Raw genomic sequence first — 21600 nt, 5'->3', positions numbered from 1 at the left:
CAGCGGGGTAAGATCAGGGTCACATCGCCACACTTATCTATCTTCGACCTGAGTCCCGAGGTTCGCTATGTACCGCAACTTACTCCCCTTGTTCGCTCTTCCCCTGCTCTTGGCGGGAAGCATCGCCGCCGCCGCCGAAAACTGGCCGCAATGGCGCGGCCCCAACGCCGACGGAGTTGCGACCGGATCTCCGCCAACCGAGTGGTCCGGCGACAAAAATATCGTCTGGAAGGTTGATGTTGCGGGCCGCGGCAGTTCGACACCGATCATCTGGGGCGACAAACTCTTTTTGCTAACGGCCATTGAAACCGAACAACCGGGAGAAAAATCGGCAGCAGACGCAACCCAACCGGACGCAACAGCAGAGCGACCCGCAGGGGATCGCCCACGTGGTCAACGCGGTCCTGGTGGATTTGGTCGCGGCGGCTTTGGTGGCGGCGGAGGCGCCCCAACTAAAGTGCATCAGTTCGTTGTGCTTTGCCTGGATCGCAACACCGGCAAAACCCTGTGGCAGCAAGTGGCTGCCGAAGCGGTTCCGCACGAAGGGGGCCATGCGACTAATACGTTCGCGTCGGCTTCGCCGGTGACCGACGGCAAACGACTCTTTGTCTCGTTTGGCTCGTTCGGCATCTATGCCTACACGCTGGAAGGTGAGTTGCTGTGGAAGCGAGACCTCGGCAAGATGCAGACGCGTGCCGGCTTTGGCGAGGGAACATCACCGGTTCTGGCTGACGATGAGCTGATCATCAACTGGGATCATGAAGGAGAATCATTCATCACAGCCCTAAGCGCTGACAGCGGCGAAACCTTGTGGAAAAAGGAACGGGACGAACCGACCAGTTGGAACACGCCGTTGATCACCGAGTTGGATGGTCGCAAGCAGGTGATCGTGAACGGCACAAATCGTGCGCGCAGCTATGACCTAAAAACCGGCGAGTTGATCTGGGAGTGCGGCGGTCAGGCGACCAACGCGATTCCTTCGCCGCTCCGTCACCAAGATCTGGTGTATTGCATGACCGGCTACAAAGGATACGCGTTGTATGCGATTCCGCTTAGTTCACGCGGCGACATTACCGATACCGACAAGGTCGCCTGGTCGCGTGACCACGGTACGCCGTATATCGCATCCCCGATCTTGTGCAATGGTCTGCTGTTTATCACCAAAGGGCGCAACGCGGTCCTCAGCTGCGTCGACGCCGATACCGGTGAAACTTATTTCGAGAACGAACGTCTCGATGGACTCGACACCTTGTACGCTTCGCCGGTCGCAGTCGGAGGCAACTTGATCTTCTTTGCACGCAACGGCGCCGCGATGGTGGTCAAGTGCGACAAGCAGTTTCAGATTGTCGCCGAAAACAAAATCGACGATGAGTTTGATGCATCGCCGGCGATCATCGGCGACAAAATGTATGTCCGCGGCGAGAAATCGCTCTATTGCATCGGCGCCAAATAACGCCGCAGTTCAAGGATGTATTAAAACAGGCCGCGAGATCTCTCGCGGCCTGTTTCTGTTGGAGCATGAGCAAGCAACCCTAGCGCTACTTCAGCTTCTTTAGCTCTAGATTCCGCAGCGCTGCTGATGTGTTCCAGGTTGCGATTCCTAGCGGGCGCATCGGTTCCTGTTCCCACCAGATGCTAAATTTTGCCTGGCCCGGCTGCATGCTGAAGATGGAATCGCCGTCGATCCACGCAGTAATGCTCTCAGGCGTTACTCGCAGCCGAATCTTGTACCATTGATCGTTTTTGAACTCTTGATAGCCGGTCGCGCCATTTTCGATCGCACTCATTCCATCCACGTTCGAGAGTCCGGTCACGCCGCCCCCCCAGCCGCCGATGATCATCGTGCAGTACTGGTCGTCGATCGGAAAAGTGAGCCCGCAGAAAAAATCGGAGCCGTCAGTCCGTTTCGCTTCGAGCGAGAGCTCGTAGTTGTTGCGCGGCGGTTGATCGGCGCGGAAGATGCCGGTACCGGAGTCCCCTTTCTTGAGCAGCAGCTCGCCATCTTTGACGGTCACTGCGCCATGCTTGTCAAAGACACCCTTCTCAGCAATTTTCCAGCCGGTTAACGACTTACCGTCAAACAGCTTCTCGACCATCACTTCTTTTGGGGCTTCTTTTAAGGTTGCTGTTGGCTCTGCAGCGGAGAGCGTAAAGGTAGTGAGCAGGCCAAAGAGCAGGCAGAGCGATAAGCACATTTTGGGCATAGCAAATCTCGGCGGTCAGCGGAAAGATGGGCTGCCATTTAAGATAACCGCTGGTTGTCAACGATCCTAGTCAATTACCGCCGCCGTGCGGGCAGAGAGATCCGGATCATTTTTCACGTGTCGTCCTTCTTCGATCCACGATCGGCAAATCGAAATCAAGCGACTTCGTTCGACCGGTTTGGTAATGTAGTCATCGCAGCCGGCGTCCAAGCACTTGGCGCGATCATCGGCCATCGCATGCGCGGTGAGCGCGACGATCGGTTTGCGGAATCCAGCCAATCGCAGCACGCGCGTCGCTTCGTAACCGTCCATGATCGGCATCTGCATGTCCATCAAGATCAGATCGAACCCGCCGTTGCACGCGTCGCTTGCGGGGGCATTGCTGGCCGCTTGATCCAGCGCGGCCTCGATCGCTTGACGCCCATTTTCAACAACGGTCACTTTAGCGCCGGCGGCGCTCAGCAATACTTGATATAGACGCTGGTTGTCGGGACCATCTTCGGCCAGCAGCACGCGTGCTTGAAGGCTGGATTCAGGAGGCTTGGTCGACTTGACTCCGCGAGTTGGCGGACCGACATCGCTGCGATCGAGCGGCAGTCGCACCGTGAACTGCGAACCAGTCCCTTCTTGGCTGCAAACCGAGAGATCGCCACCAAGCATCTGCGTCAACTTTTGACAGATCGCCAAGCCTAGTCCGGCGCCGCCATGGCTGCGCGTAGAGGAGTTATCCACCTGACGAAACGGTTGATAAATCGCACCTAACATTTCGGCCGGGATGCCGCAGCCGGTATCACAGACGTTTAATTCTAGGTTGCCTGCCGCGACACGAACGGCGACCCCGATTTCGCCAGAGTCTGTAAACTTGACCGCGTTGGTCACCAAACGCCACAAAATTTGACGCACGTAGACCGGGTCGGTAATGATCATATCAGGGATCTGATCCGAAACGTCGACCACAAATCGCAGCCCTTTACGGTCAACCAACTCACGAAACGATTCAAAGGTGCTCTGCAAAAATTCATAGGCGGGAGTCGGCATGGCGCTCGTTTCGAGCTTGCCCGATTCGATTCGCGAGAACTCCAAGATATCGCTGATCAGTTGCAATAGATGCTCGCCGTTGCGGCGAATCGTATCGATCGCTTCAAGCGACTCGATTGTTTCGACCTGATCCTCCATGATTTCGGAATAGCCCAAAATCGCCGCTAACGGAGTCCTTAGTTCATGACTCATGTTCGTCAAAAACTCAGACTTGGCGCGGACGGCCGATTCGGCGGCGCGCTTGGCCCGCTGCAGCGCGAACTCGGCTTCCTTTCGCGCGGTGATATCGGTCGACGCACCCAAAATTTGCTTGCGTGCGGCGTCATTTTCGACGACGCAGCCGCTTGAGAGATACCAGCGAAAGGCGCCGTCGCCGCGGCGAATGCGATGTTCGACGACAAACCTCTCTACCTGACCTAAAAAGTGAGCCTCCGCAGCATCGATTGTTAGCCGGCGATCTTCGGGATGAATTCTTTCAATCCACTCCGGAAGATCTACAGGCAACTGTTCATGCGAAAGAAACAGCATGTCTTGAAAATGATCGGCCAGATAGAAGAAATTGCTGCAGCGATCCCAGCGCCATAGCCCAACATTTCCTTCGGCAACCGCGACTCGGTACCACTGTTCTCGATGGCGCAGTTTGAATGCCGTCAGGTGTCGCTGAATGCAGCGCATCACCGTCCGCTCGATTGCTGTGGCCGAGAGGTTGACGGTTGGCGCAAACTCATCAGCGCCGCTCGACCATGCTTCCAATTCGATTTCGCCTGATTTTTCATTGCCGACCGCGACGATAACCGCTTCTGGCAAGCGCCCACGAACACGGTGTAATTCTGACATTTCTGCGCGCAGCGGTTGCGTAGGATCAATCAAAAACAGGCAGATTTCGACCGGCTGCTCATCAATGATCGAAGCGGCGTCAGCAACGGCGTGGAATCGCCATTCGACGGTTTTGCTCCGGCCAAGTTCACCTGACACAGCCGCAACTAAATCGGGATTACGACACACAATGAGCGTTGTAAAACGTTCGTTTTTCATATTCCTGCCCCTGTGGGAGGATCGCAGCTACGATCTGTCCCGATTAGTAGGTGGAATTGCCTACCTAGTGAGAAGCTAGGTCAGAAAACAGACGCCAGGGGGGAATCACATTGGGGGAAACGCCTGCCGCGAAATTTACGTGCTGCTGAGAAGTCTGGTGATGACGATTAACCGGTGTAAGCGGGGCAATTACACTAGGAGGGACGTCGAGATTGAATTAATGACGCGAAAGCATCGCTTCACGATAGCGGCTCATGACATCGGCTCGCAGCAGCAAGCCGATCAACTGTCGCTGCCCCCCTTCCCCAATCTCGACCGGCAATGTATCGACATCACGGGAACCAAAGTCACGCAGCGCTTCGAGCAGATTCTCGTCCGGCGAGACCGAGATCGGCATCATCAGCGCAATATCATCCGCATTGACGAGATAAGGAGAGACATCAGTATCCATCACGCGATGCAAGTCTTCGGGACGAATAATGCCGATCAAACGATTCGCATCATCCATGACCGGCAGGCTCTCTATGTGCGGATTTTGCCGCGCCACTTTGATGATCTGCACCAGATTGTCCGTATTTTTGACGGTCGGAAAGCGGCGGATCATCACATCGCGGACTTTGATATGCTCAGCGCCATGCAAGTCATGACTACGAGCAATCGATTCTCCGCTGCGCGCCAGTCGCTTGGAATAGATGTTATCAGGATCACTAAACCAGGCGACCACGCTCGAGATACAAGCGGCGCCCATGATCGGCAGAATAATATGATAGTCGCCGGTTAGTTCGTAAACGATCAGAATCGCACTGAGCACGCCGTGCGTCGTACCGGCGACCACCGCGCCCATCCCGACCAACGCATACGCGCCGGGACTGGCGCAGATGTCCGGCGAGATCAAGTTGCAAATAATTCCATAAGCGCCGCCGAGCACCGCCCCCAAAAACAGTGACGGCGCAAAAATACCGCCGGCTCCCCCTCCGCCCAAGGTCAAACTGGTGCAGATCGGCTTAAGGAAGATCAACGGGACCATCCACCAGAGATGGGCGATCATCGCTTCGCGATCAAGCATCACCACCTTGTTATGGTTTACATTTGCGTTCTGTTGTCGCACCGGAGTCGGGTCGTCGGCATTCTCTAAGTGAAGCGAGTGCTCGACGGTTTCGTATCCAACGCCAAACAGCGCAGGGGCGCGCGGATGATGCTCGCTCTCAAGTCTCCCTTCTACCGACATCATAGGCGGTTCGGGGTAAGCGATAAAAAAACCGACGCCGATCGCGCCCACCAAAGAACCGCAAGCCATAGCACGCATCCACCATTGGGGCGTCCAGACTTTGGCTAGATCTTCGGTCCAGTAGAGCAGCCGCACAAAGCCGATCGATGCAAAGCCGCAAATAATACCGAGCATGAAGTAAGACGGAAGTTCGATCCAATTGCCCGAATATTCGTGAGGGATTTGGCGAAATGCGACATTCACGCCGTGTTCGCCCACTTGCTGTTGCACCACATCCGCCAACACCGCCGCAATCACAATCGGCGTTAGACTCTCGACGGCGAAACTTCCCAAAATGATTTCGCACGAGAAAATCACACCTGCGATCGGAGCATGAAACGCGGCGCTGATGCCGGCGGCGGCGCCGGCAGCGACCAAGGTTCGTAGATTGCGCGATGACAAGCGAAAAAACTGACCGGCGGCGCTCGCGACGGAAGAACCGATCAACACCATCGGGCCTTCCGGTCCGACCGAACCACCAACGCCGATACAGACGGCCGACGAAAAAACTTTGGCCAACGACCAAACGGGACGAATCACGCCATCTTTGCGCGCGACCGATTTGATCACCTCGGGAACCGCTTGGCCTTCGAGCCGAAAACGTCGCGTAAACCAAGCGACAAATAAAATCCCCAACGCCGGCGACAGCGCCAGCGCGAGATAGCCCCAAGCGGTGAGTTCGCTCCAAACGACGAATCGCATGACCGTCATTTCGCGAATGAACTCGAACAGATACGCGAAAGCAACCGACAAATAACCGGTCAGCACCCCAGCAATCGCCGCCAAGATGATCGTCAACGGCGCTGCCGGAATCGAACCGCGCCGCAGGCGCTGCATGACCCAATCCAGTGCGTTGGGATAGATTGTCTTAATCCGGTCGTGCATGGACAGGCTAAGGGAGGTTTATGGCAAAGAGTTCTAGCCTATCACGGATCAATCCTTCGTAAAGGCGTTCAGTTGGACCAAACGCTGCAAAAAAAGCCGCGGAACAAAATTGCTCCGCGGCTCTCGGTTTTAATCACAATCGCGTTGAATCAATTTTCAGGCGACTCTCGCTGGAGATCTACTCCAGAATCTTCTTCGTGTCCGAGACGATCGTCGAGATTTGCGCTTTGGTCGGGTTTGCACTATAAGCGTGATTTACTTTCACGCCGTCGGCATTCCACATCATGACACTGACCTTGGCGTCCTTCGAGACGTTGTAAGGGCTCGGCCCCTTGCTGTCTTTGAAGACGGTCAGCGGGGTCTCTTCGATCTTGTTGGCGGCAGCGACCTTTTCAAGTTCGCTTTTGCAATCCGCCGGAGCGTCGCTCAGTAGAACCACAAAGGCCGAGAGCTTTTGATCCGAGTTCTTCGCGACAGTTTGATCAATCTGCTTGACCAGATCTTGGACGCTGGCGTCCATCTCACGAGCGAAAATCGCAACCGTCGGGCGACCACCATATCGGCAGCGATAGCACAGGGTCTCACCCTTGGCTGGGCCGGTGACGTCTTCGACGTTGAATGCGGCCGGTTGTGCGCCCATCTCTAGGCCCGACTTCAGTTCTGCAGAATCAGCGGCGATCAAATTGTGAGCCGACAGACCCAAGCAAAGTGCCAACGCGAGTCCAAATACGAGTTTCTTCATGCGATAACTCCAGGAACGGGGGATCAACAAAGGGAGGGGAAACCAAGCGGCTCACCCAGTAAGTGACTTTGGTGGGAAGCAGCGTTATCTGCGTAGCCAATTAGGAGGGCAGACACTTCCAAGCGCTGCAATAGTTCTATTGTGGCGAGAAGTCAGCGACAAATCCGTGAATTTTCCTACATCGAGAAAACTTTACCAAGATCATTGGTCGATTCCAACTAAAAACCCCCACCACTTCGGTGATAGCGAATCGGGAGCAAATGACAATGGACGGCGAATTCTCAGCTCAAATCCAGCATTGGTGCGAAATTGTCTTGATGTGGGTTGGATTTGGGACAATTACCGGATTGCTCGCCAAAGCGATCATGCCCGGACGTGATCCAGGGGGCCCCATCGCAACTTTGGCCATGGGCATCGGAGGTTCGATCATCGGCTGCGCCATTTTGGCCTATTTCTATGGTGGAGAGCGGGTTTCTCCGATTAGCCCGCTCGGTTTTGTGGTCGCGGTAGCTGGTGCTTTTGTCATTTTGGGGTTTTATCGCTTACTAGCGGGACACGTGATCGACGAAGGGGGCGTCTCCACAAGAGTACGGCGACCAGCCTTTTTTCGTTCGCGCCGTAAACGGTATGTCGATCACGAGGCCGAATAGGCGACCCAACCAACCTGAGCTAGCACCAAGAAAAGCAGAAACCGCTTAGGCAGCGCGCCAAGCGGTTTCTTGAAGATTTGTAACGTAGCAATCAGGACAGCGCTAAAAACCAGCCCGGTCGTGAAATCAGGCGGACTAGATCGCGGCCGAACCTGATTCGGCAGTCCGAATGCGGATCACATCGGTCAATTCGCTGACAAAGATCTTGCCGTCGCCGATCTGTCCCGATTGTGCTTTTTCAATGATGGTGTCGACAATTTCTTGGAATTGTTCGTCGGTGGCGACGATCTCGATCTTAATTTTCGGGACGAAATCGATCGAGTACTCAGCACCTCGATAGGTTTCGGTCTGCCCTTTCTGGCGACCAAAACCCTGCACTTCGATTGCGGTCATCCCGCCGAAACCCTTGCTCACCAAGGAGTCTTTAATCTCATCCAGCTTGTGATGACGGACAATCGCTTCAATTTTCTTCATGGACGAACATCTCCGAATTCTGACGTGACGTGGAACGGGCGCAATAGGGTTTTCGCCCATTGTGACACTCAGACTTGCATCACCGACACCAACTGTCATCTGCGTTGGGCAGACGAGAGAGACTGTTGGACAACCAGCGCAGACCGTCAATCAGCCTGCCGCAAAATCTGAGCGGCCGGCCTACCTAACGCAATCATTATGCCAAATGCAGACCAGAGACCCGCAAAAACACGCAACCCATTTTACCGCAAACGTTTACGACAAAACTTCTGATCGCGTTGGAGACCCCGATTGCCGGAGAAATCAGCAGAAATCGGCGCGACACGCGCGAAATGCATGCACAGTTAGGAAAAAGACTTGCGCTTGATGCAGCGCATAAAAAACGGCCGAGGCCAAAGAGACCTTAGATCTCCTCAGCCTCGACCGCCGTTCCCAACAGCCCCGTCGTCAGGAACAACACCCCATCATGCTTTGGGTAAACGAGGTCATCGCCTCGTAATGGATTGAGTGGAACTCTCTTCAAAAGAGAGCGACGCGTCGACCACTTACCGGCTCACTCCAGCATCCTGCAGAGTGAATTGAGAAATGGACCACGCTTCTACAAAGTTGTCCCGGATACCTGCTCGCGACAAACGGTTGACCCTCTTGGTCCACTTGATTTGTCGATTTTAGGTCGGCACTGCTTCGCTGTATAATGGCAATTGCATTCAGCGTGCCAAAACCCAACAACATGCCGTAATTGTACGAAATCAGCTTGTTTCGCCCTATTTTTTCAACCTAACGCCAGAAAGCGAACTGAATTTCCAGGTAGCCGGTTGCCTAAAATGAATGCAACTGCCCATGATGAAAGCACTGCGATTCCTTTTTGAGTGAGAGACGCCGGCCGTGACCGATATTCCGACCATGACTGCCGCCGAACTGGTGGAAGAGTTTGAGTTTTATGACGATCCGATGGATCGTTTCCAATATCTCATCGAGCTCGGTCGCCAGATGCCGACGCTTGACGATGCCTACAAGGTCGACGCTTACCGCATCCAAGGCTGCCTAAGCCAGGTCTGGTTGGTCCCTCAAGCCACTGAGGACGGCAGTCAACTCTATTTTCTCGGCGACAGTGACGCCCAGATCGTCAAAGGCCTAGTCACGCTGCTGGCGATGCTCCTCTCTTATAAGTCGCCTGAGGAGATTTTGACGTACGATTTAGAATCGCTCTTCGACCAGATTGGCTTGGCCCAGACTATTACTCCTTCGCGGGCCAACGGCTTTTACAACATGGTGCAGCGGATTCGCGAGTTGGCGTCTGCCGCCCAAAATAGCCCGTAAGTTCGCCAATCGCTGCAACCTGTTTGGTTGCGTCGACTGAACCGCCCAGGCACAATAGTCAATTCTGCTCCCGTTTTAATCACCTGTTCCCCTGCCCACCCCAGAGACCACCTTCATGAAATTCAATCTGACCCGCGTGGCGCTAGCTGGCCTGCTCTCGCTGGCGACGATCGGTGCTGCAACTGCCGCCGATGACTCAGCGACCTACACCAACCCCAAAGAAGCTGGCGTTGATTACCAAATCCAAGGCGAATACGTCGGCGCGATCACGATGGAAGGCCAAGAAGTGCCGCTGGGCGTGCAAGTGATCGCATTGGGTGACGGAGCGTTTCGCGCTGTCGGTTTTCCCGGCGGACTTCCCGGCGCCGGCTGGTCGCGCAAGATGGAATCGCACACCGCCGAAGGCAAGCTCGCCGATGGCGTGGTCACGATCGAAGGAGAGCATGCCAAGGTCACCATCGCGGACGGCGTGGCCACGGTCTTCTCCACCGATGGCGACAAGATCGGCGCGCTAAAGAAGACGATTCGTAAAAGCCCAACGCTGGGAGCCAAGCCGCCGGCTGGCGCGACCGTGCTGTTCGACGGAACCAGCGCCGATGCTTTTGAAAAAGGGAAGATCGTTCAAGAGAACCTGCTGTTGGCGGATACCCAGTCCAAAGAAAAGCTCGGCGATCACACGCTGCACATTGAGTTTATGACGCCGTTCAAGCCGACCGCGCGTGGTCAGGCCCGCGGTAACAGCGGCGTTTACATGCAAGGTCGTTACGAACTGCAAGTGCTCGATTCGTTCGGTCTTGAAGGGGAGAACAACGAGTGCGGCGGCATCTATCAGATTGCCCAGCCGATCGTCAACATGTGCTTCCCGCCGCTGACCTGGCAGACCTATGACATTGACTTTACCGCCGCCAAGTACAACGAAGCCGGCGAAAAGACCACCAACGCTCGCGTGACGATCAAGCAGAACGGCGTCGTGATTCATAACGACCTAGAACTGCCGAAGCATACCCCCGGCCACGAGCAAGAAGCGAACAGCCCGGCTGCGTTGTATCTGCAAGGCCACGGCAACCCGGTCGTTTACAAAAACATCTGGGTCGTCAAAAAGTAACGCCCAACCGGCATTACCTGCAAACCGAGGCCAAGGCCGACGATCTGGATCGTCGGCCTTTTCTTATGCAGCGATCTCATCGCTGGTCGGGGTTGCCGCCGCTTCTTCGTCGACCACTGCCGGCGCTTCGGCCGGGTCGTGCGACGCTTCGAGTGAGTTCAGCGAATGCTCAATGCGGCGGCGATAGTCTTCCAGCGATTCGTCCTCCAGCGGATGCACTGGCTCAGCAAAGTAGCCATGCACGCAGCAAAACGGTTGCGGAATCTGCAGTCGATCCCACGTCTTGGACAAGATCCAGCGCCGCTCGGGCACTGCGACCATGTTGATCACTACAGCATTGGTCTTCTTAGAAAGCGACGCCACCCCTTTGTGAACGCGATTGCGCGGACCGCGTGGCCCGTCCACCGCCAGATAGGCTGGCTTGCCGCTTTCGACATGCTCGATCAAACCAATCAGCGCCTCGCGGCCCCCTTTGGTTTGGTTGCGCGTCCGATTCGATCCGCGAATCGGCGTGACGCCCATCATGCGCAGCGTCGGCACAATCAACTCGCCATCCAACGACTGAGAAACCATCGCGGCGGTCCCCGCTTCGCTTCCCATTGCAGCCGCAACCTGATGCGCGTGCAGAACCGAATAGACATACGGAATGCCGGCGGCTCGCAGCGCTGGCCGCGGATCGTTATGCAAACGAACTCGACAAGTCCAACGCAACAGCAAGACGAAAATCGCCGCCAACCACGCGATGGTCCAATTCAAAAATACTTTCACGGCCTTCGACTCTTCCCGCACAACAGGTAACTTACGACATCCGATTCGCAGCCCTCAGGTCGGCCGATGGATCACGACAAACAGCACGCAGTGCGATCGGCCCTCGTGACCCATCACCGCTACGCTCAGCGACTCACCGCAGTGCCGCTTTGCTGTGACCTCCCCTGCCGCTGGGATCGTTGGGCATAGGGGGAAATTGAGGGAACGGGAGTGTACCTAGCAATCGGCGACAGGGTCAATGCGACCGCTGGCCGATTATGGGGGGGCGGCGGTCGGTTTTACTTGCCAAGCTTCGTCAAAGAAGTCCGCAGCCACCACTTTTCCCGGGGCTAGACCATTGGGGGGAGTCGTGATATCAAGGATCGCCCAGTCGGGCAATTGCGGGTTTTGTCGCGAGTTACTGCTATCATCCTGCTCGCGAAAGGTGGGGCCGCTATTGAGCACCAAATACTTTTGCGGGTTCAGCGGATTGGGATAAATCAATACCGGCACATGCACGTCGGCCGCATATTTATGTCCTGCCAGCACGATTTCTTGATCATTCCAAGCCAGCGGCAGATGCTTCAGCGACTCGCGAATCAGCCGATTGGTCTGCGGAGTTCCCCACGCGATGAGGTGATATTTGGCAATATCGGCAGGCGTCACCTGATCCTCGTATTTCCAGCGCGGCTTACCGCGAAACAACGTCTTCCAACGATCGTCGAAGTGGGCGATTTCAAACTCAAGCCATTGCTGCAGTCTTGCGTTGGACGACTTCTCACGCGGGACGACCACCATGAATGGTTCCAAAAAGACGTCGTCAATCGGTCCCTGCAGTCCCGGTTGCTTGGCTAGTTTGCCAGACTCCCTAGCCGCCTCGGCAAACCCCCATTGGCCTTGCTGTTTGACCATTGAAAGCGGAGCATCGTCAGCCACAGCGCCCGGCACGCTTAGCTTCTGGCCGTCGATCTCCACGACGAAGCCGGCCGGGATTTTCTGCAAGTGCAGCGCCAGCGAGGCGATGTTTTTGGTGGTCAGAGTCGCCGAGTCAGGCCAGGCTACTTGGGCGTCGATCCGCGAATCTTGCCAATGCTCGTCCAGACGAAGCGCTTCGATCCAGTGTACGCGCGGATAGCGGAGCGTGCGAGTTTGCAGCGACACTTCGGTCGGCGTTCGATTCAAACCGACCTCGCGAAATGTTTTTATTTTGGCCAGCAGCAGTTTCAGCGTTTCTGGCTCATATTTGTGCGCCGTGTTTGGGCCGATCAAGTGCGGCAACGTCTCCCCCTCGGCGGCGTACGCCGCTTCCATCACGCGCGCCGCTTGAATTTGCTTGTCGATTTCGCCGCTGTAGGCGATGACCGGCAGATTGAACAGATTGCGTACATAGTCCGGCACGTCGTAGCAGCCCCACAGTTTTTGCACGTAGATCGGCGGGTAATTCGCAGGCTTTAGATTTTGATACTGGGCGGTCTCGGCGAATCCAGCGCCAGGGCTCATTGCGACCCACCGATCGGCGTAATGCGCGCCCACATGCCAAACGCCGGCGCCTCCCATCGAGAAGCCCATCAACACGATTCGATCAGGATCAATCGAATAGTGCTGCTTGACATCTTCGATCGCATCAAGAATATCGATCTCGCCAGCCGACTTGAAGCCGATACACTGCCGACCAAACGGATGCAGCGTGATCGCGTCATCCGGAGCGACATAACCTTTGCTCTGCTGACGTCCGTGAATGAAATAGAGATCGGTCTCTTTATCGCCGCGTCCATGCAACCAAACGTATAGCGGAACCGGTTTCGACAGATCAAGCCTCGCCGGAATATGCAATCCATATGGCTGCGCCGAATCGTCGATCGCACTGCGATATCCGCGGACCAACAACCCAGTCGCCGTGGTCCACTCAGGCTTGCCTGCTTCGATCTGAGCAATCCGCTGTTCGGCCGAGTCGAGCGCCGCTTGAGCAACATCAACGTCCTTCGGCTTATAGAACTCCCCATTACGCAATGCGAGCGATACCGCTTTCAGATAAATCTCGGCATCAATCGCCAGCGGATTGTTTTCGACCGTCGCCAGTTTGGCTTGCAACTGCTCGACCCGAGCCGTCAGTTCCTCCTTTACCTTCGCGTCGATCTCAATCCCCGGGGGCGGCAAAATCCGCTTGATCGGCGGGATCGCCTCTTCAGCCAGAGAAATGGAAGCGAGCGACAGAACGCAACAAACTGCCCAGGCGTGGCGCATCATGTTTGGTGAATTGGGTCGAAGGGATGGGAGATAGGAAGAAAATTTTGCGGCGCAGGAAACATCGATCAACAACTCCCTATGGTAGTCAAAATTAAGGGAGCATGCGATTACGCCGAAAAAGCCAACCGCGGCCAGAGAAACCCATCAGCAGTCGAACCCAATCCCCAGAGTTGTGACTAACGAGTAGTTTTGTATTAAAAAATAATCCAGCGCTACAAAGCGCCTCATCCCAATATCGGGCTACATTGATTTCGGAATGTTTTTCTTTGCCAATCTACGGAGTCGTGATGGTCTCTCGGAGGCGATTCGACTACTTCGATCCATCGTTGCAGCGTTGTGTTGGTTTCCCCTGGCTTGTACCGTGGACATAAACTGGCGCTGCGTAGGCCTGTCGCTTTTGCTTTTGATAGTTGCTTTCAAATTCGGCGAACGTCGGATAGTCGGCCGGCAGCAGGAAGTTTTGTTTCCAGCCCCACGGTTGTTCGATGACGTTGACACGCTCTTGAACGTATTTCAGAAGTGAGTCGAAGCGGGCCTGATCGATGGCAGGCACTTTATGCGTCTCTGGCTCTTTGTCCGTACCGATCCATTCTTCGTGGAAGTAAGCCGATTCGCGATCGCCAAAACTGCCGATTGAATGATTGACCGTTCCCCACGGAGGATAGTCGGCATAGTATTCACCGCCTGTTCGCGCTGGCTGATACCGAACAGTGATGACGAGATAATCACGCGCTGGATCCCCATTTTGTTGGTCGTGGACTTTTCCGATATGGAGAATCGGATACTCACGCGGCGTATTGAACCAAGGCGCCAGATAATAAGAAGCAACCGCACAGCATGCGACCAGGATCATCAACGTCGTCAGGCTGATCCGCTGAGGAAATCGCCGCAGGAATTTTTTGAGTTGCTTGCGCATGATTTTTCAACGGACGCGGGCCCGCAATTAGTGATGAGAACTGGGCTGCCGATCGGGCACGGGAGCTGATTGATTTCGCTCTAAGTATTTCGCCCTTGCTAACGCGAGATTGGAGGGAATCTAGGAGAAAGCTGGCAGGGCGGCGTAATTGCAGGTGTCGGCGACTGTCGTTCTATTCCTGTACATGTAGCGACAATCCATTGCTGATAACCGAATTGCTGGTGTTCCTTTTGCATCGTCAGTTTGCACTGTTCGGCGGCTTGGGTGCATCACTTGGTTCATCGACATTTAGCGTGGCGATAGCCCGTCGACTCGGATCGAAGTAGAGGTATCCTATACGTTCGAGTTCGCGATTTTCAGAAGCGGATTCTATCCATTGAATGACATCTGCGTGCGTGGTTTTTACGCCGGTTTCGTTATACAGCGAAAAGTTAAAAAGCCGCCAAGCGTCAAATCCATCTGGCTCGCCGTTTGGCCCCCAGTCAAAGTCGATTGTCAGGCTATCCAGCTTGAGTTCGATGCCGTAACCATGAGCATAGATAGGGATGCCATTCCACTTATTTCTGTTGTAGATTCCAAACTCTCTGCAGTACTGCACCCAAGCGAAACCTGATGACGGTCGCGGCAGCTTGAGAACCTCATCCATCGTCGCGACGGCGATATCTTGGGCGCGCCGAAACTGATGAATCAGGCAATCGAGTTCCGGTTTCATGGTGTCAGGAATGACTCAGGCAGCGAGTCCCAGTGGTTGACGTACATCAGAAATTTGACGGCGGCGACGATTGCAGGAATGCAACCATCAGTTGCCGTTGTCCGCACCTGACTTGTTGGGGTCTTTGTCTGCATTTTGCGGCGGGATCGTGATGTTCATTCCGTAGATCGAATTGGGGCCATCTTTTTCGCCTGCGTAGTAAACGACAAACCAATCGTTGCCCTGGAGGTGCGTCATCCAGGGATAGCTGAAATCCTCGACATCAGGAGCGGATGTCACCAGACCACGCGGTTCCCATTGGAGTGTGCCTGCTTGTGCTTGCCACACACGGATCAGATTGGCGCCGGACCTTTCCGATTGAAGCGCATAGAGCCTATCTGGTTGAGTCGGATCGGCGACGAGAAAGGGGCTGGGATGTACCGCCTTTTTACTTCCCTGGATCACGCTGTTGCTGAATTCCCAACTCTTTCCCAGATCATCGCTGACATACTGATGGTACGCATGAGCGGAGTTTTCTCGGACCAACCCCATCAGCCGTCCGGCTGAGAAGATAAAAGTTGGTTCAAAATATTTCTCCGTCGAGATTGTCTGGGCCGGTCCCCAGGTCTGACCGTCATCTTGCGAGTAGGCAATCCAAAGGCCATAGCCGCTCGGCTTGCGATAGTGGCCGCAGACGGCTAATCCCTTGCCTGGTACTTGAAATACGTGGCCGAAGATTGATCCGGTTTTGCTTTCGCCGATCGCAGAGGTGTCGGTTGCTTTCCAGGTCTGGCCATTGTCCACCGAGCGCCAGCCGTAGACGTTGTTGCGCAGGTCGTCGGTAAACGCCATCGCCATCAGGACGATCGCGCCATCTTCGGCGATTCCCATCGCCAGGTTGGCCGCGTGTTGATATTGCTGAGAACTGTCGAACGTCTTCAGCACATGCGGAGCGCTGAAGCTTTTGCCGCCGTCGGTGGAAATGGATACCGCCGGACAGCCGTCACCATTCACATGCTTCCGACCTGCGATGTAGGCGACCACCAGGCTACCATCTTTTGCTTTCACGACCTTCGGCCATGACAAGTGACTAAAGCGTTCGTTTTCTGGCGCTGGCACGATCACCCGCGGACTACCAAGCTCATCTCCGAACACGAATCGAGTGTCCGAAAACAGCACTCCGACAAGGATCAACCCAACGAAAATAGCACGTTTCATAAGTGGGTTACTCGCATATTTTGGAAGGGTGGGTGGAGGGGCCCATCGATAGTGCGGCGGGTAACAGGCTATGATTCCCCCGCGTCACGAATTGCATCGATGACAAGTTGGATATTCTCATCGTGCTGCGGATTTGAAACACCGGCTGCGAAACGGATCCAATCGCAATGCAATTGATCGTAGTTCGTCAAACCAAGTAAAAAGCGGGGATCATCTTTGCAGTGCCAATTAAGGGAGTCATTGTGGCGCACCGCGGATTCGTCTGCAATCAGTTTTCTTGCCCAGCGCGCCGCATCCGCAGGATCGTTGGCCATGTCCGCGAGAATCATCGCCCCAAATGTGAAGTAGGGATATTCATCTTCTTCGTCGGTGACGGCCAAAACTTCTAGAGTAACGGGAAAGACATTGCGAACCAACTTCAGGTGTTCCGGATCGTGGGGATCACCATCGACGATCAGATCGCGGGCGAGATAGTTGACACCACGAACAAAAAACGGATCGTTGCCGGAGTGAATAAAATCGACGGCGACCGCGCTGGTGAAACGTCGATAGTCTCGAAAACGCTTTGGCTCCTGAAATTCGGAGGGGTTGGCCCAACCTGTGAGCCCGATCACTTCGGAAAGGTCGAAGTCGGTTTTGGTCGGGATTTCGCCGCTGCGGAAAATCTGCGTCCACAAGCGGACGTAGTTGTCATATCCCGGATCGGAAGGGGAAGAATTGGCGATATGCTGCGGGGATATGTGCGACCGAGTGTATTCAAACAGCGCATGAACGTGCGGGTGCATGGGATTGCTATTTGGTGAGTTCGACAATGAAAACGACCGATGGTCATTGGCCCCTACATCAATGGCGCGCTTTCCCACACGTCAGCATTCAAAGCATTCAAAGTCGCATACCCGGGGTTGCATCACTTCGTGATTCCACCCCGGGCTATTTTAGAACGGCCACTCCGGGCCTAAGAGAAGAGAGTTGTGAGTGGGCTCTTCCGCCTGCTTTCCCGTTTTTTTCAGAGTGCGTCCGCAAACAAAGCTTCGCCAAACTGTTCGGCGTTGAACAGCGCAAAGTCTTCTGGGCTTTCTCCCACGCCGATGTACTTCACCGGCAGGTTGAAGGTTTGGCGGATCGGGACGACGACGCCTCCTTTGGCGGTGCCGTCTAGCTTGGTCAGGATGATGCCGGTGCATCGGGCCGCTTCGGAGAAGCCTTTGGCTTGGCTGATGCCGTTTTGGCCGGCGGTAGCGTCAAGGACCAGCAATACCTCGTGCGGCGCGGCTTCGATCTTTTTGCCGGCGACGCGGCGGATCTTGTCGAGCTCGTTCATCAGGTTGGTCTGCGTTTGCAGGCGGCCTGCGGTGTCAAGAATTACGACGTCGATGTTATTTTGTAGCGCAAAATCGACCGCTTTGAAGGCGACGCTCGCCGGGTCGGTCCCCTGCTCTGCTTTGACGATGTCGACCCCTAAACGACCGGCCCAGATCGACAATTGCTCGACGGCCGCCGCGCGAAAGGTGTCACCGGCGCCCAGGACAACGCTTTTGCCTTGGGACTTTAAATAGGCGGCTAACTTGGCGATCGACGTGGTTTTGCCAGAGCCGTTGACGCCGACCACCATGACGACGGTCGGGCCAGACTCAGCAAATTGAATCGGTGTCTCTGGCTGCTCCATCAGCGCAACCAGCTCGCTTTTGACGGTGGCCAATACTTCCGACAAGTGGACGACGCGGCCGCGGAAGTCGGTCTTCACCTGGTCCCGAATTTTGCCGGCGGGGCCGACTCCCATGTCGGTGCGGACCAGGATCGCGTAAAGCTCGGTCAGAAACTCATCATCGACCAAGCGGCCTTCTTGCTTGAAGAGATCGCGGATGTCGGTGTTGAGCACCCGGGACGTTTTGACGAGCCCTTGCTTGAGCCGCGAGAAAAAGCCTTGCGGCTTTTCTTCGGCGGCAGCAGGCTTTTCTTCCGACTTTTTAAACGAACCAAACAATCCCATGTTTCCCTCACCAGGCTGACCAACGGTACCGAGTTGATCGTGTCCTTTAACTGGCCGTCTGCTTCGACTTCAAGACGCGGTCTAACAGGCCGTTGACGAATTGCGGCGAATGCTTGCTGCCGAAACGCTTGGATAACTCGACCGCTTCATTGATCGCGACCCGGTCCGGCGTTTCGGAAAACAAGATTTCGTAGGTTCCGATCCGCAGCACGTTGCGATCGGTGACCGCCATGCGGGTTAGGCTCCAGTTTTCGGCGAACGCTTCGATCTTGGCGTCGATCGCTTTGCGGTGCAGGCGCACGCCGACCAATAGCAACCGTCCGAATCCAACCAGATCATCGGCATGCTTCAAACGTCCACGCAAAAACCGCTCCGAGACGCCGATGTCAGCGTCGGGATTGAGATCCTCTTGATAGAGGATCTGGAGGACAACTTCACGAACTCGACTGCGCTTCGACATTAAGAAGGTTTCAACATAAGAGGGTAAGTGTCGGGCCTGATCGCGAGTGGTGGTTATTCTTCGCGCGGCAGCTGTTTCATCAAATGAACCATTTCGAGCGCCGCATCCGCCGCTTCGCTCCCTTTATTGCCCACGTTGCCACCGGCACGGTGCAGCGCTTGTTCCAATGTGTTGACGGTCAACACACCAAACATGATCGGCATTTCGCATTCCAACGCCAGTTGGCCCAGGGTAGAGCTGACCTGGCTGTTGATGTACTGATCGTGGGTCGTTTCGCCTTTGATGACCGCGCCCAGGCAGATCACCGCATGAAATTGCCCGCTGCGGGCAAACCGCGCGGCGACGACCGGCAATTCCCATGCGCCGGGAACCCACGCAATTTCGATCGCATCTTCGGCGACGCCGCGAGCGGCCAACGTGGTCAGCGCGCCATCGCACAGCTTGCCTGTGATTGTCTCATTGTAGCGAGCGACGACGATCGCCACGCGCACCGCTTCGCCAGACGGCTCACCGCGATAAATTCGGACCAAAATTACGATTCCTCAACGCGAAATGGCTAGCAAGGGATATCCATTGTAGAAAAACTTGGCGGCTTGAGAGCGCCGGCAAGCGGTCGAACGAAAAAACTACTCGGTCCCCAACAAAAAAACGCCCAGAATGTTGCTGGGCGCCTAAGCTTTTTGCGGGCAAAATCGCCCCTTAGCGGTTGGTATTCATGCTCATCAGGAATTCTGCGTTGGTCTTGGTCTTGTTCAGCCGAGACAACAGGAACTCCATCGCATCGGACGAATTCATGTCATTCAACACGCGGCGGAGGATACAGACCCGCTTGTATTCTTCGGGGTCCATCAGCATCTCTTCGCGGCGCGTTCCGCTGGCGTTGATGTCGATCGCCGGCCAGACGCGTCGGTCGACCAACTTGCGGTCGAGAACGATCTCTTGGTTACCGGTCCCTTTGAACTCTTCAAAGATCACATCATCCATCTTACTGCCGGTGTCGACCAGCGCCGTCGCGATGATTGTCAGCGAGCCCCCTTCTTCGACCTTGCGGGCCGAACCGAGGAAGCGCTTCGGGCGCTGCAACGCATTGGCGTCGAGCCCCCCAGAGAGGAGCTTGCCAGAGGAAGGACACTCGGAGTTCCAGGCGCGAGCCAGGCGGGTGATCGAGTCAAGGAAGATCACGACGTCGGTGCCGTACTCGACCATCCGCTTCGCTTTTTCGATGACCATTTCTGACACTTGAACATGTCGAGACGGCGGTTCGTCAAAGGTAGAGCTGATGACTTCGCAATTGGGGCCTTTGACCTGACGCTCCATGTCGGTCACTTCTTCCGGGCGTTCGTCGATCAGCAAGATGATAACGTAGGCTTCGGGATAGTTTTTCAGGACCGCTTTGGCCATCTTCTGCATCAAGACGGTCTTGCCGGCGCGCGGCGGACTGACGATCAGGCCACGTTGGCCAAAGCCAATCGGCACGATCAGGTCGATCACGCGAGTCGCAACTTCGTCGGTGTCCGACTCCATGCGAATGCGGTCGTCGGGATGCAGCGGAGTGAGATCATCAAACTGGACCTTGTTGGAGGCCATGTTCGGATCTTGGTAATTGACCGCTTCGACGCGGAGCAGCGCGAAGTAACGCTCGTTTTCTTTGGGGGGACGAATCTGGCCCGAGACGACGCTGCCGGTTTTCATGCCGAAGCGGCGAATTTGGCTGGGCGAAACGTAGATATCGTCGGGGCAAGAGAGATAGTGGTAGTCAGGGCTGCGCAAAAAGCCAAAGCCATCCGGTAAGATCTCTAGGGTCCCTTCGCCGTACATCAGGCCGTTCATCTTCACGCGCTCTTTGAGGATGCGGAAGATCAGCTCTTGGCGCTTGATCCCGGCGACTTCGCCCAGATTTTCTTTGCGAGATTCTTCGATCAGCTCCGCCATCGTCATTTTTTGCAGTTCGGCGATATGGATCTCGCCCTGCTTGACCTTTTCATAACGCTGGTCGTCCGCATCCTCCTCCTGAGGACGTCTCGACCGATGGACCAATTGCTCGGCCAACGACATAGGCTCGGCGTCGTCATCGACTTCAAGCCGACGTAACTCATTCACTGCGTCTGTTCCTTCCGACTTCGGATTACGAGCATCAGGCTCGTGGTTATTAGTTGATTCGGGCAGGATGCCAGCCCCAAACTTGGGCTGTCCTGAGCGCGAATCATGATTCTGATTGTTTGTTCCGCTGCTTCGATGAGGCATGGAACTGAACTCCAAGATGAGAAAAGACGAACCGGACGACGCCCTCAAGGACGCCGTGAGCGGAGTTTTAGTTCAAAACGGATGTCGAGCAGGGTGTGATTTCGGCTCGGCATTCGCCTTGCTTGGGGAGGAGACGAGTTACCTCCGTTGTAACAGATCGCCGCACCGTCGACGAGTCGAGAATCGCGTCTCGACCCAGCACGCAACGTGTTGCGATTTCGAGTATTAGCGATCCTGCAAACTATGGACGAAACTAGGCGATTTGTCGCCCCCACGCATCATTTCAAAGTGGTCTGGTTTCCCCTAACTGGGACAACTGGCGGCATGCTCGGCAAGCCGCGAAATCGGGCTGAAATGTAGTTTTTGG

Annotated in this window: 19 protein-coding genes; 4 read left to right on the top strand and 15 right to left on the bottom strand. The window is 55.4% G+C overall.

Translation table 11 applies throughout. The features are described 5' to 3' along the window. Nucleotides 1-67: 67 nt before the first annotated feature. A complete protein-coding gene (locus SH421x_RS08115) occupies nucleotides 68-1453 on the top strand; it encodes a PQQ-binding-like beta-propeller repeat protein (RefSeq protein ID WP_488854918.1) in 1386 nt (461 codons plus the stop codon). Between the two features lie 85 nt (nucleotides 1454-1538). On the opposite strand, the gene SH421x_RS08110 is transcribed toward SH421x_RS08115, so the two are convergent. The 4 genes from SH421x_RS08110 to SH421x_RS08095 all read right to left on the bottom strand — a co-directional run bounded on the left by SH421x_RS08110 (nucleotide 1539) and on the right by SH421x_RS08095 (nucleotide 7171). Beyond that, nucleotides 1539-2204 carry a 3-keto-disaccharide hydrolase gene (locus SH421x_RS08110; RefSeq protein WP_488854917.1) on the bottom strand — a complete coding sequence of 222 codons (666 nt, stop codon included), beginning with the start codon at nucleotides 2202-2204 and terminating at the stop codon, nucleotides 1539-1541. A 66-nt stretch (nucleotides 2205-2270) separates the two neighbouring features. After that, on the bottom strand, nucleotides 2271-4277 hold the full coding sequence (locus SH421x_RS08105) for a hybrid sensor histidine kinase/response regulator (RefSeq protein WP_488854916.1): 2007 nt from the start codon (nucleotides 4275-4277) through the stop codon (nucleotides 2271-2273). A gap of 217 nt (nucleotides 4278-4494) precedes the next feature. Further along, nucleotides 4495-6429, bottom strand: a complete 1935-nt coding sequence (locus tag SH421x_RS08100; RefSeq protein WP_488854915.1) for a chloride channel protein — start codon at nucleotides 6427-6429, stop codon at nucleotides 4495-4497. Between the two features lie 178 nt (nucleotides 6430-6607). Next, complete coding sequence (locus tag SH421x_RS08095) at nucleotides 6608-7171, bottom strand: hypothetical protein (RefSeq protein WP_488854914.1); 564 nt, start codon at nucleotides 7169-7171, stop codon at nucleotides 6608-6610. A gap of 266 nt (nucleotides 7172-7437) precedes the next feature. Here SH421x_RS08095 and SH421x_RS08090 point away from each other — a divergent pair, with 266 nt between their 5' ends. After that, the gene (locus tag SH421x_RS08090) at nucleotides 7438-7821 is read left to right on the top strand and encodes a GlsB/YeaQ/YmgE family stress response membrane protein (RefSeq protein WP_488854913.1); all 384 of its coding nucleotides are present in this window, start codon (nucleotides 7438-7440) and stop codon (nucleotides 7819-7821) included. Nucleotides 7822-7956: 135 nt separating this feature from the next. On the opposite strand, the gene SH421x_RS08085 is transcribed toward SH421x_RS08090, so the two are convergent. After that, a complete protein-coding gene (locus SH421x_RS08085; protein ID WP_488854912.1) occupies nucleotides 7957-8295 on the bottom strand; it encodes a P-II family nitrogen regulator in 339 nt (112 codons plus the stop codon). Nucleotides 8296-9180: 885 nt separating this feature from the next. Here SH421x_RS08085 and SH421x_RS08080 point away from each other — a divergent pair. Next, a complete protein-coding gene (locus SH421x_RS08080) occupies nucleotides 9181-9615 on the top strand; it encodes a SufE family protein (protein WP_488854911.1) in 435 nt (144 codons plus the stop codon). A 115-nt stretch (nucleotides 9616-9730) separates the two neighbouring features. Further along, nucleotides 9731-10720, top strand: coding sequence for a 3-keto-disaccharide hydrolase (locus SH421x_RS08075; protein WP_488854910.1), 990 nt, complete (start codon nucleotides 9731-9733; stop codon nucleotides 10718-10720). A 63-nt stretch (nucleotides 10721-10783) separates the two neighbouring features. On the opposite strand, the gene SH421x_RS08070 is transcribed toward SH421x_RS08075, so the two are convergent. From SH421x_RS08070 to rho, 10 genes are all read right to left on the bottom strand, one after another. After that, nucleotides 10784-11488, bottom strand: a complete 705-nt coding sequence (locus SH421x_RS08070; RefSeq protein ID WP_488854909.1) for a lysophospholipid acyltransferase family protein — start codon at nucleotides 11486-11488, stop codon at nucleotides 10784-10786. 255 nt (nucleotides 11489-11743) lie between these two features. Continuing rightward, nucleotides 11744-13714, bottom strand: coding sequence for a hypothetical protein (locus SH421x_RS08065; RefSeq protein WP_488854908.1), 1971 nt, complete (start codon nucleotides 13712-13714; stop codon nucleotides 11744-11746). A gap of 310 nt (nucleotides 13715-14024) precedes the next feature. Next, complete coding sequence (locus SH421x_RS08060) at nucleotides 14025-14630, bottom strand: hypothetical protein (RefSeq protein ID WP_488854907.1); 606 nt, start codon at nucleotides 14628-14630, stop codon at nucleotides 14025-14027. 238 nt (nucleotides 14631-14868) lie between these two features. Beyond that, a complete protein-coding gene (locus SH421x_RS08055) occupies nucleotides 14869-15342 on the bottom strand; it encodes a DUF6896 domain-containing protein (RefSeq protein ID WP_488854906.1) in 474 nt (157 codons plus the stop codon). Between the two features lie 87 nt (nucleotides 15343-15429). Continuing rightward, nucleotides 15430-16539 carry a sialidase family protein gene (locus SH421x_RS08050; RefSeq protein ID WP_488854905.1) on the bottom strand — a complete coding sequence of 370 codons (1110 nt, stop codon included), beginning with the start codon at nucleotides 16537-16539 and terminating at the stop codon, nucleotides 15430-15432. A gap of 68 nt (nucleotides 16540-16607) precedes the next feature. After that, complete coding sequence (locus SH421x_RS08045; RefSeq protein ID WP_488854904.1) at nucleotides 16608-17402, bottom strand: hypothetical protein; 795 nt, start codon at nucleotides 17400-17402, stop codon at nucleotides 16608-16610. Between the two features lie 143 nt (nucleotides 17403-17545). Then, complete coding sequence (gene ftsY, locus SH421x_RS08040; RefSeq protein WP_488854903.1) at nucleotides 17546-18529, bottom strand: signal recognition particle-docking protein FtsY; 984 nt, start codon at nucleotides 18527-18529, stop codon at nucleotides 17546-17548. A gap of 46 nt (nucleotides 18530-18575) precedes the next feature. Beyond that, a complete protein-coding gene (gene nusB / locus SH421x_RS08035; RefSeq protein WP_488854902.1) occupies nucleotides 18576-18989 on the bottom strand; it encodes a transcription antitermination factor NusB in 414 nt (137 codons plus the stop codon). 53 nt (nucleotides 18990-19042) lie between these two features. After that, nucleotides 19043-19519 (bottom strand): 6,7-dimethyl-8-ribityllumazine synthase, encoded by a 477-nt coding sequence (gene ribH / locus SH421x_RS08030; protein WP_488854901.1) that lies wholly within the window; start codon nucleotides 19517-19519, stop codon nucleotides 19043-19045. 169 nt (nucleotides 19520-19688) lie between these two features. Continuing rightward, on the bottom strand, nucleotides 19689-21233 hold the full coding sequence (gene rho / locus SH421x_RS08025) for a transcription termination factor Rho (protein ID WP_488854900.1): 1545 nt from the start codon (nucleotides 21231-21233) through the stop codon (nucleotides 19689-19691). Nucleotides 21234-21600 lie beyond the last annotated feature (367 nt).

The sequence above is a fragment of the Blastopirellula sp. SH421 genome, from assembly GCF_057808535.1.
Note: the sequence above shows the minus strand (reverse complement) of the source record. Positions and strands in the feature narration are given on the sequence as shown.

Coding starts and splice junctions, on each gene's coding strand:
- SH421x_RS08115 (WP_488854918.1), top strand. CDS start 68: ATGTACCGCAACTTACTCCCCTTGTTCGCTCTTCCCCTGCTCTTGGCG.
- SH421x_RS08110 (WP_488854917.1), bottom strand. CDS start 2,204: ATGCCCAAAATGTGCTTATCGCTCTGCCTGCTCTTTGGCCTGCTCACT.
- SH421x_RS08105 (WP_488854916.1), bottom strand. CDS start 4,277: ATGAAAAACGAACGTTTTACAACGCTCATTGTGTGTCGTAATCCCGAT.
- SH421x_RS08100 (WP_488854915.1), bottom strand. CDS start 6,429: ATGCACGACCGGATTAAGACAATCTATCCCAACGCACTGGATTGGGTC.
- SH421x_RS08095 (WP_488854914.1), bottom strand. CDS start 7,171: ATGAAGAAACTCGTATTTGGACTCGCGTTGGCACTTTGCTTGGGTCTG.
- SH421x_RS08090 (WP_488854913.1), top strand. CDS start 7,438: ATGGACGGCGAATTCTCAGCTCAAATCCAGCATTGGTGCGAAATTGTC.
- SH421x_RS08085 (WP_488854912.1), bottom strand. CDS start 8,295: ATGAAGAAAATTGAAGCGATTGTCCGTCATCACAAGCTGGATGAGATT.
- SH421x_RS08075 (WP_488854910.1), top strand. CDS start 9,731: ATGAAATTCAATCTGACCCGCGTGGCGCTAGCTGGCCTGCTCTCGCTG.
- SH421x_RS08065 (WP_488854908.1), bottom strand. CDS start 13,714: ATGATGCGCCACGCCTGGGCAGTTTGTTGCGTTCTGTCGCTCGCTTCC.
- SH421x_RS08060 (WP_488854907.1), bottom strand. CDS start 14,630: ATGCGCAAGCAACTCAAAAAATTCCTGCGGCGATTTCCTCAGCGGATC.
- SH421x_RS08055 (WP_488854906.1), bottom strand. CDS start 15,342: ATGAAACCGGAACTCGATTGCCTGATTCATCAGTTTCGGCGCGCCCAA.
- SH421x_RS08050 (WP_488854905.1), bottom strand. CDS start 16,539: ATGAAACGTGCTATTTTCGTTGGGTTGATCCTTGTCGGAGTGCTGTTT.
- ftsY (WP_488854903.1), bottom strand. CDS start 18,529: ATGGGATTGTTTGGTTCGTTTAAAAAGTCGGAAGAAAAGCCTGCTGCC.
- nusB (WP_488854902.1), bottom strand. CDS start 18,989: ATGTCGAAGCGCAGTCGAGTTCGTGAAGTTGTCCTCCAGATCCTCTAT.
- rho (WP_488854900.1), bottom strand. CDS start 21,233: ATGCCTCATCGAAGCAGCGGAACAAACAATCAGAATCATGATTCGCGC.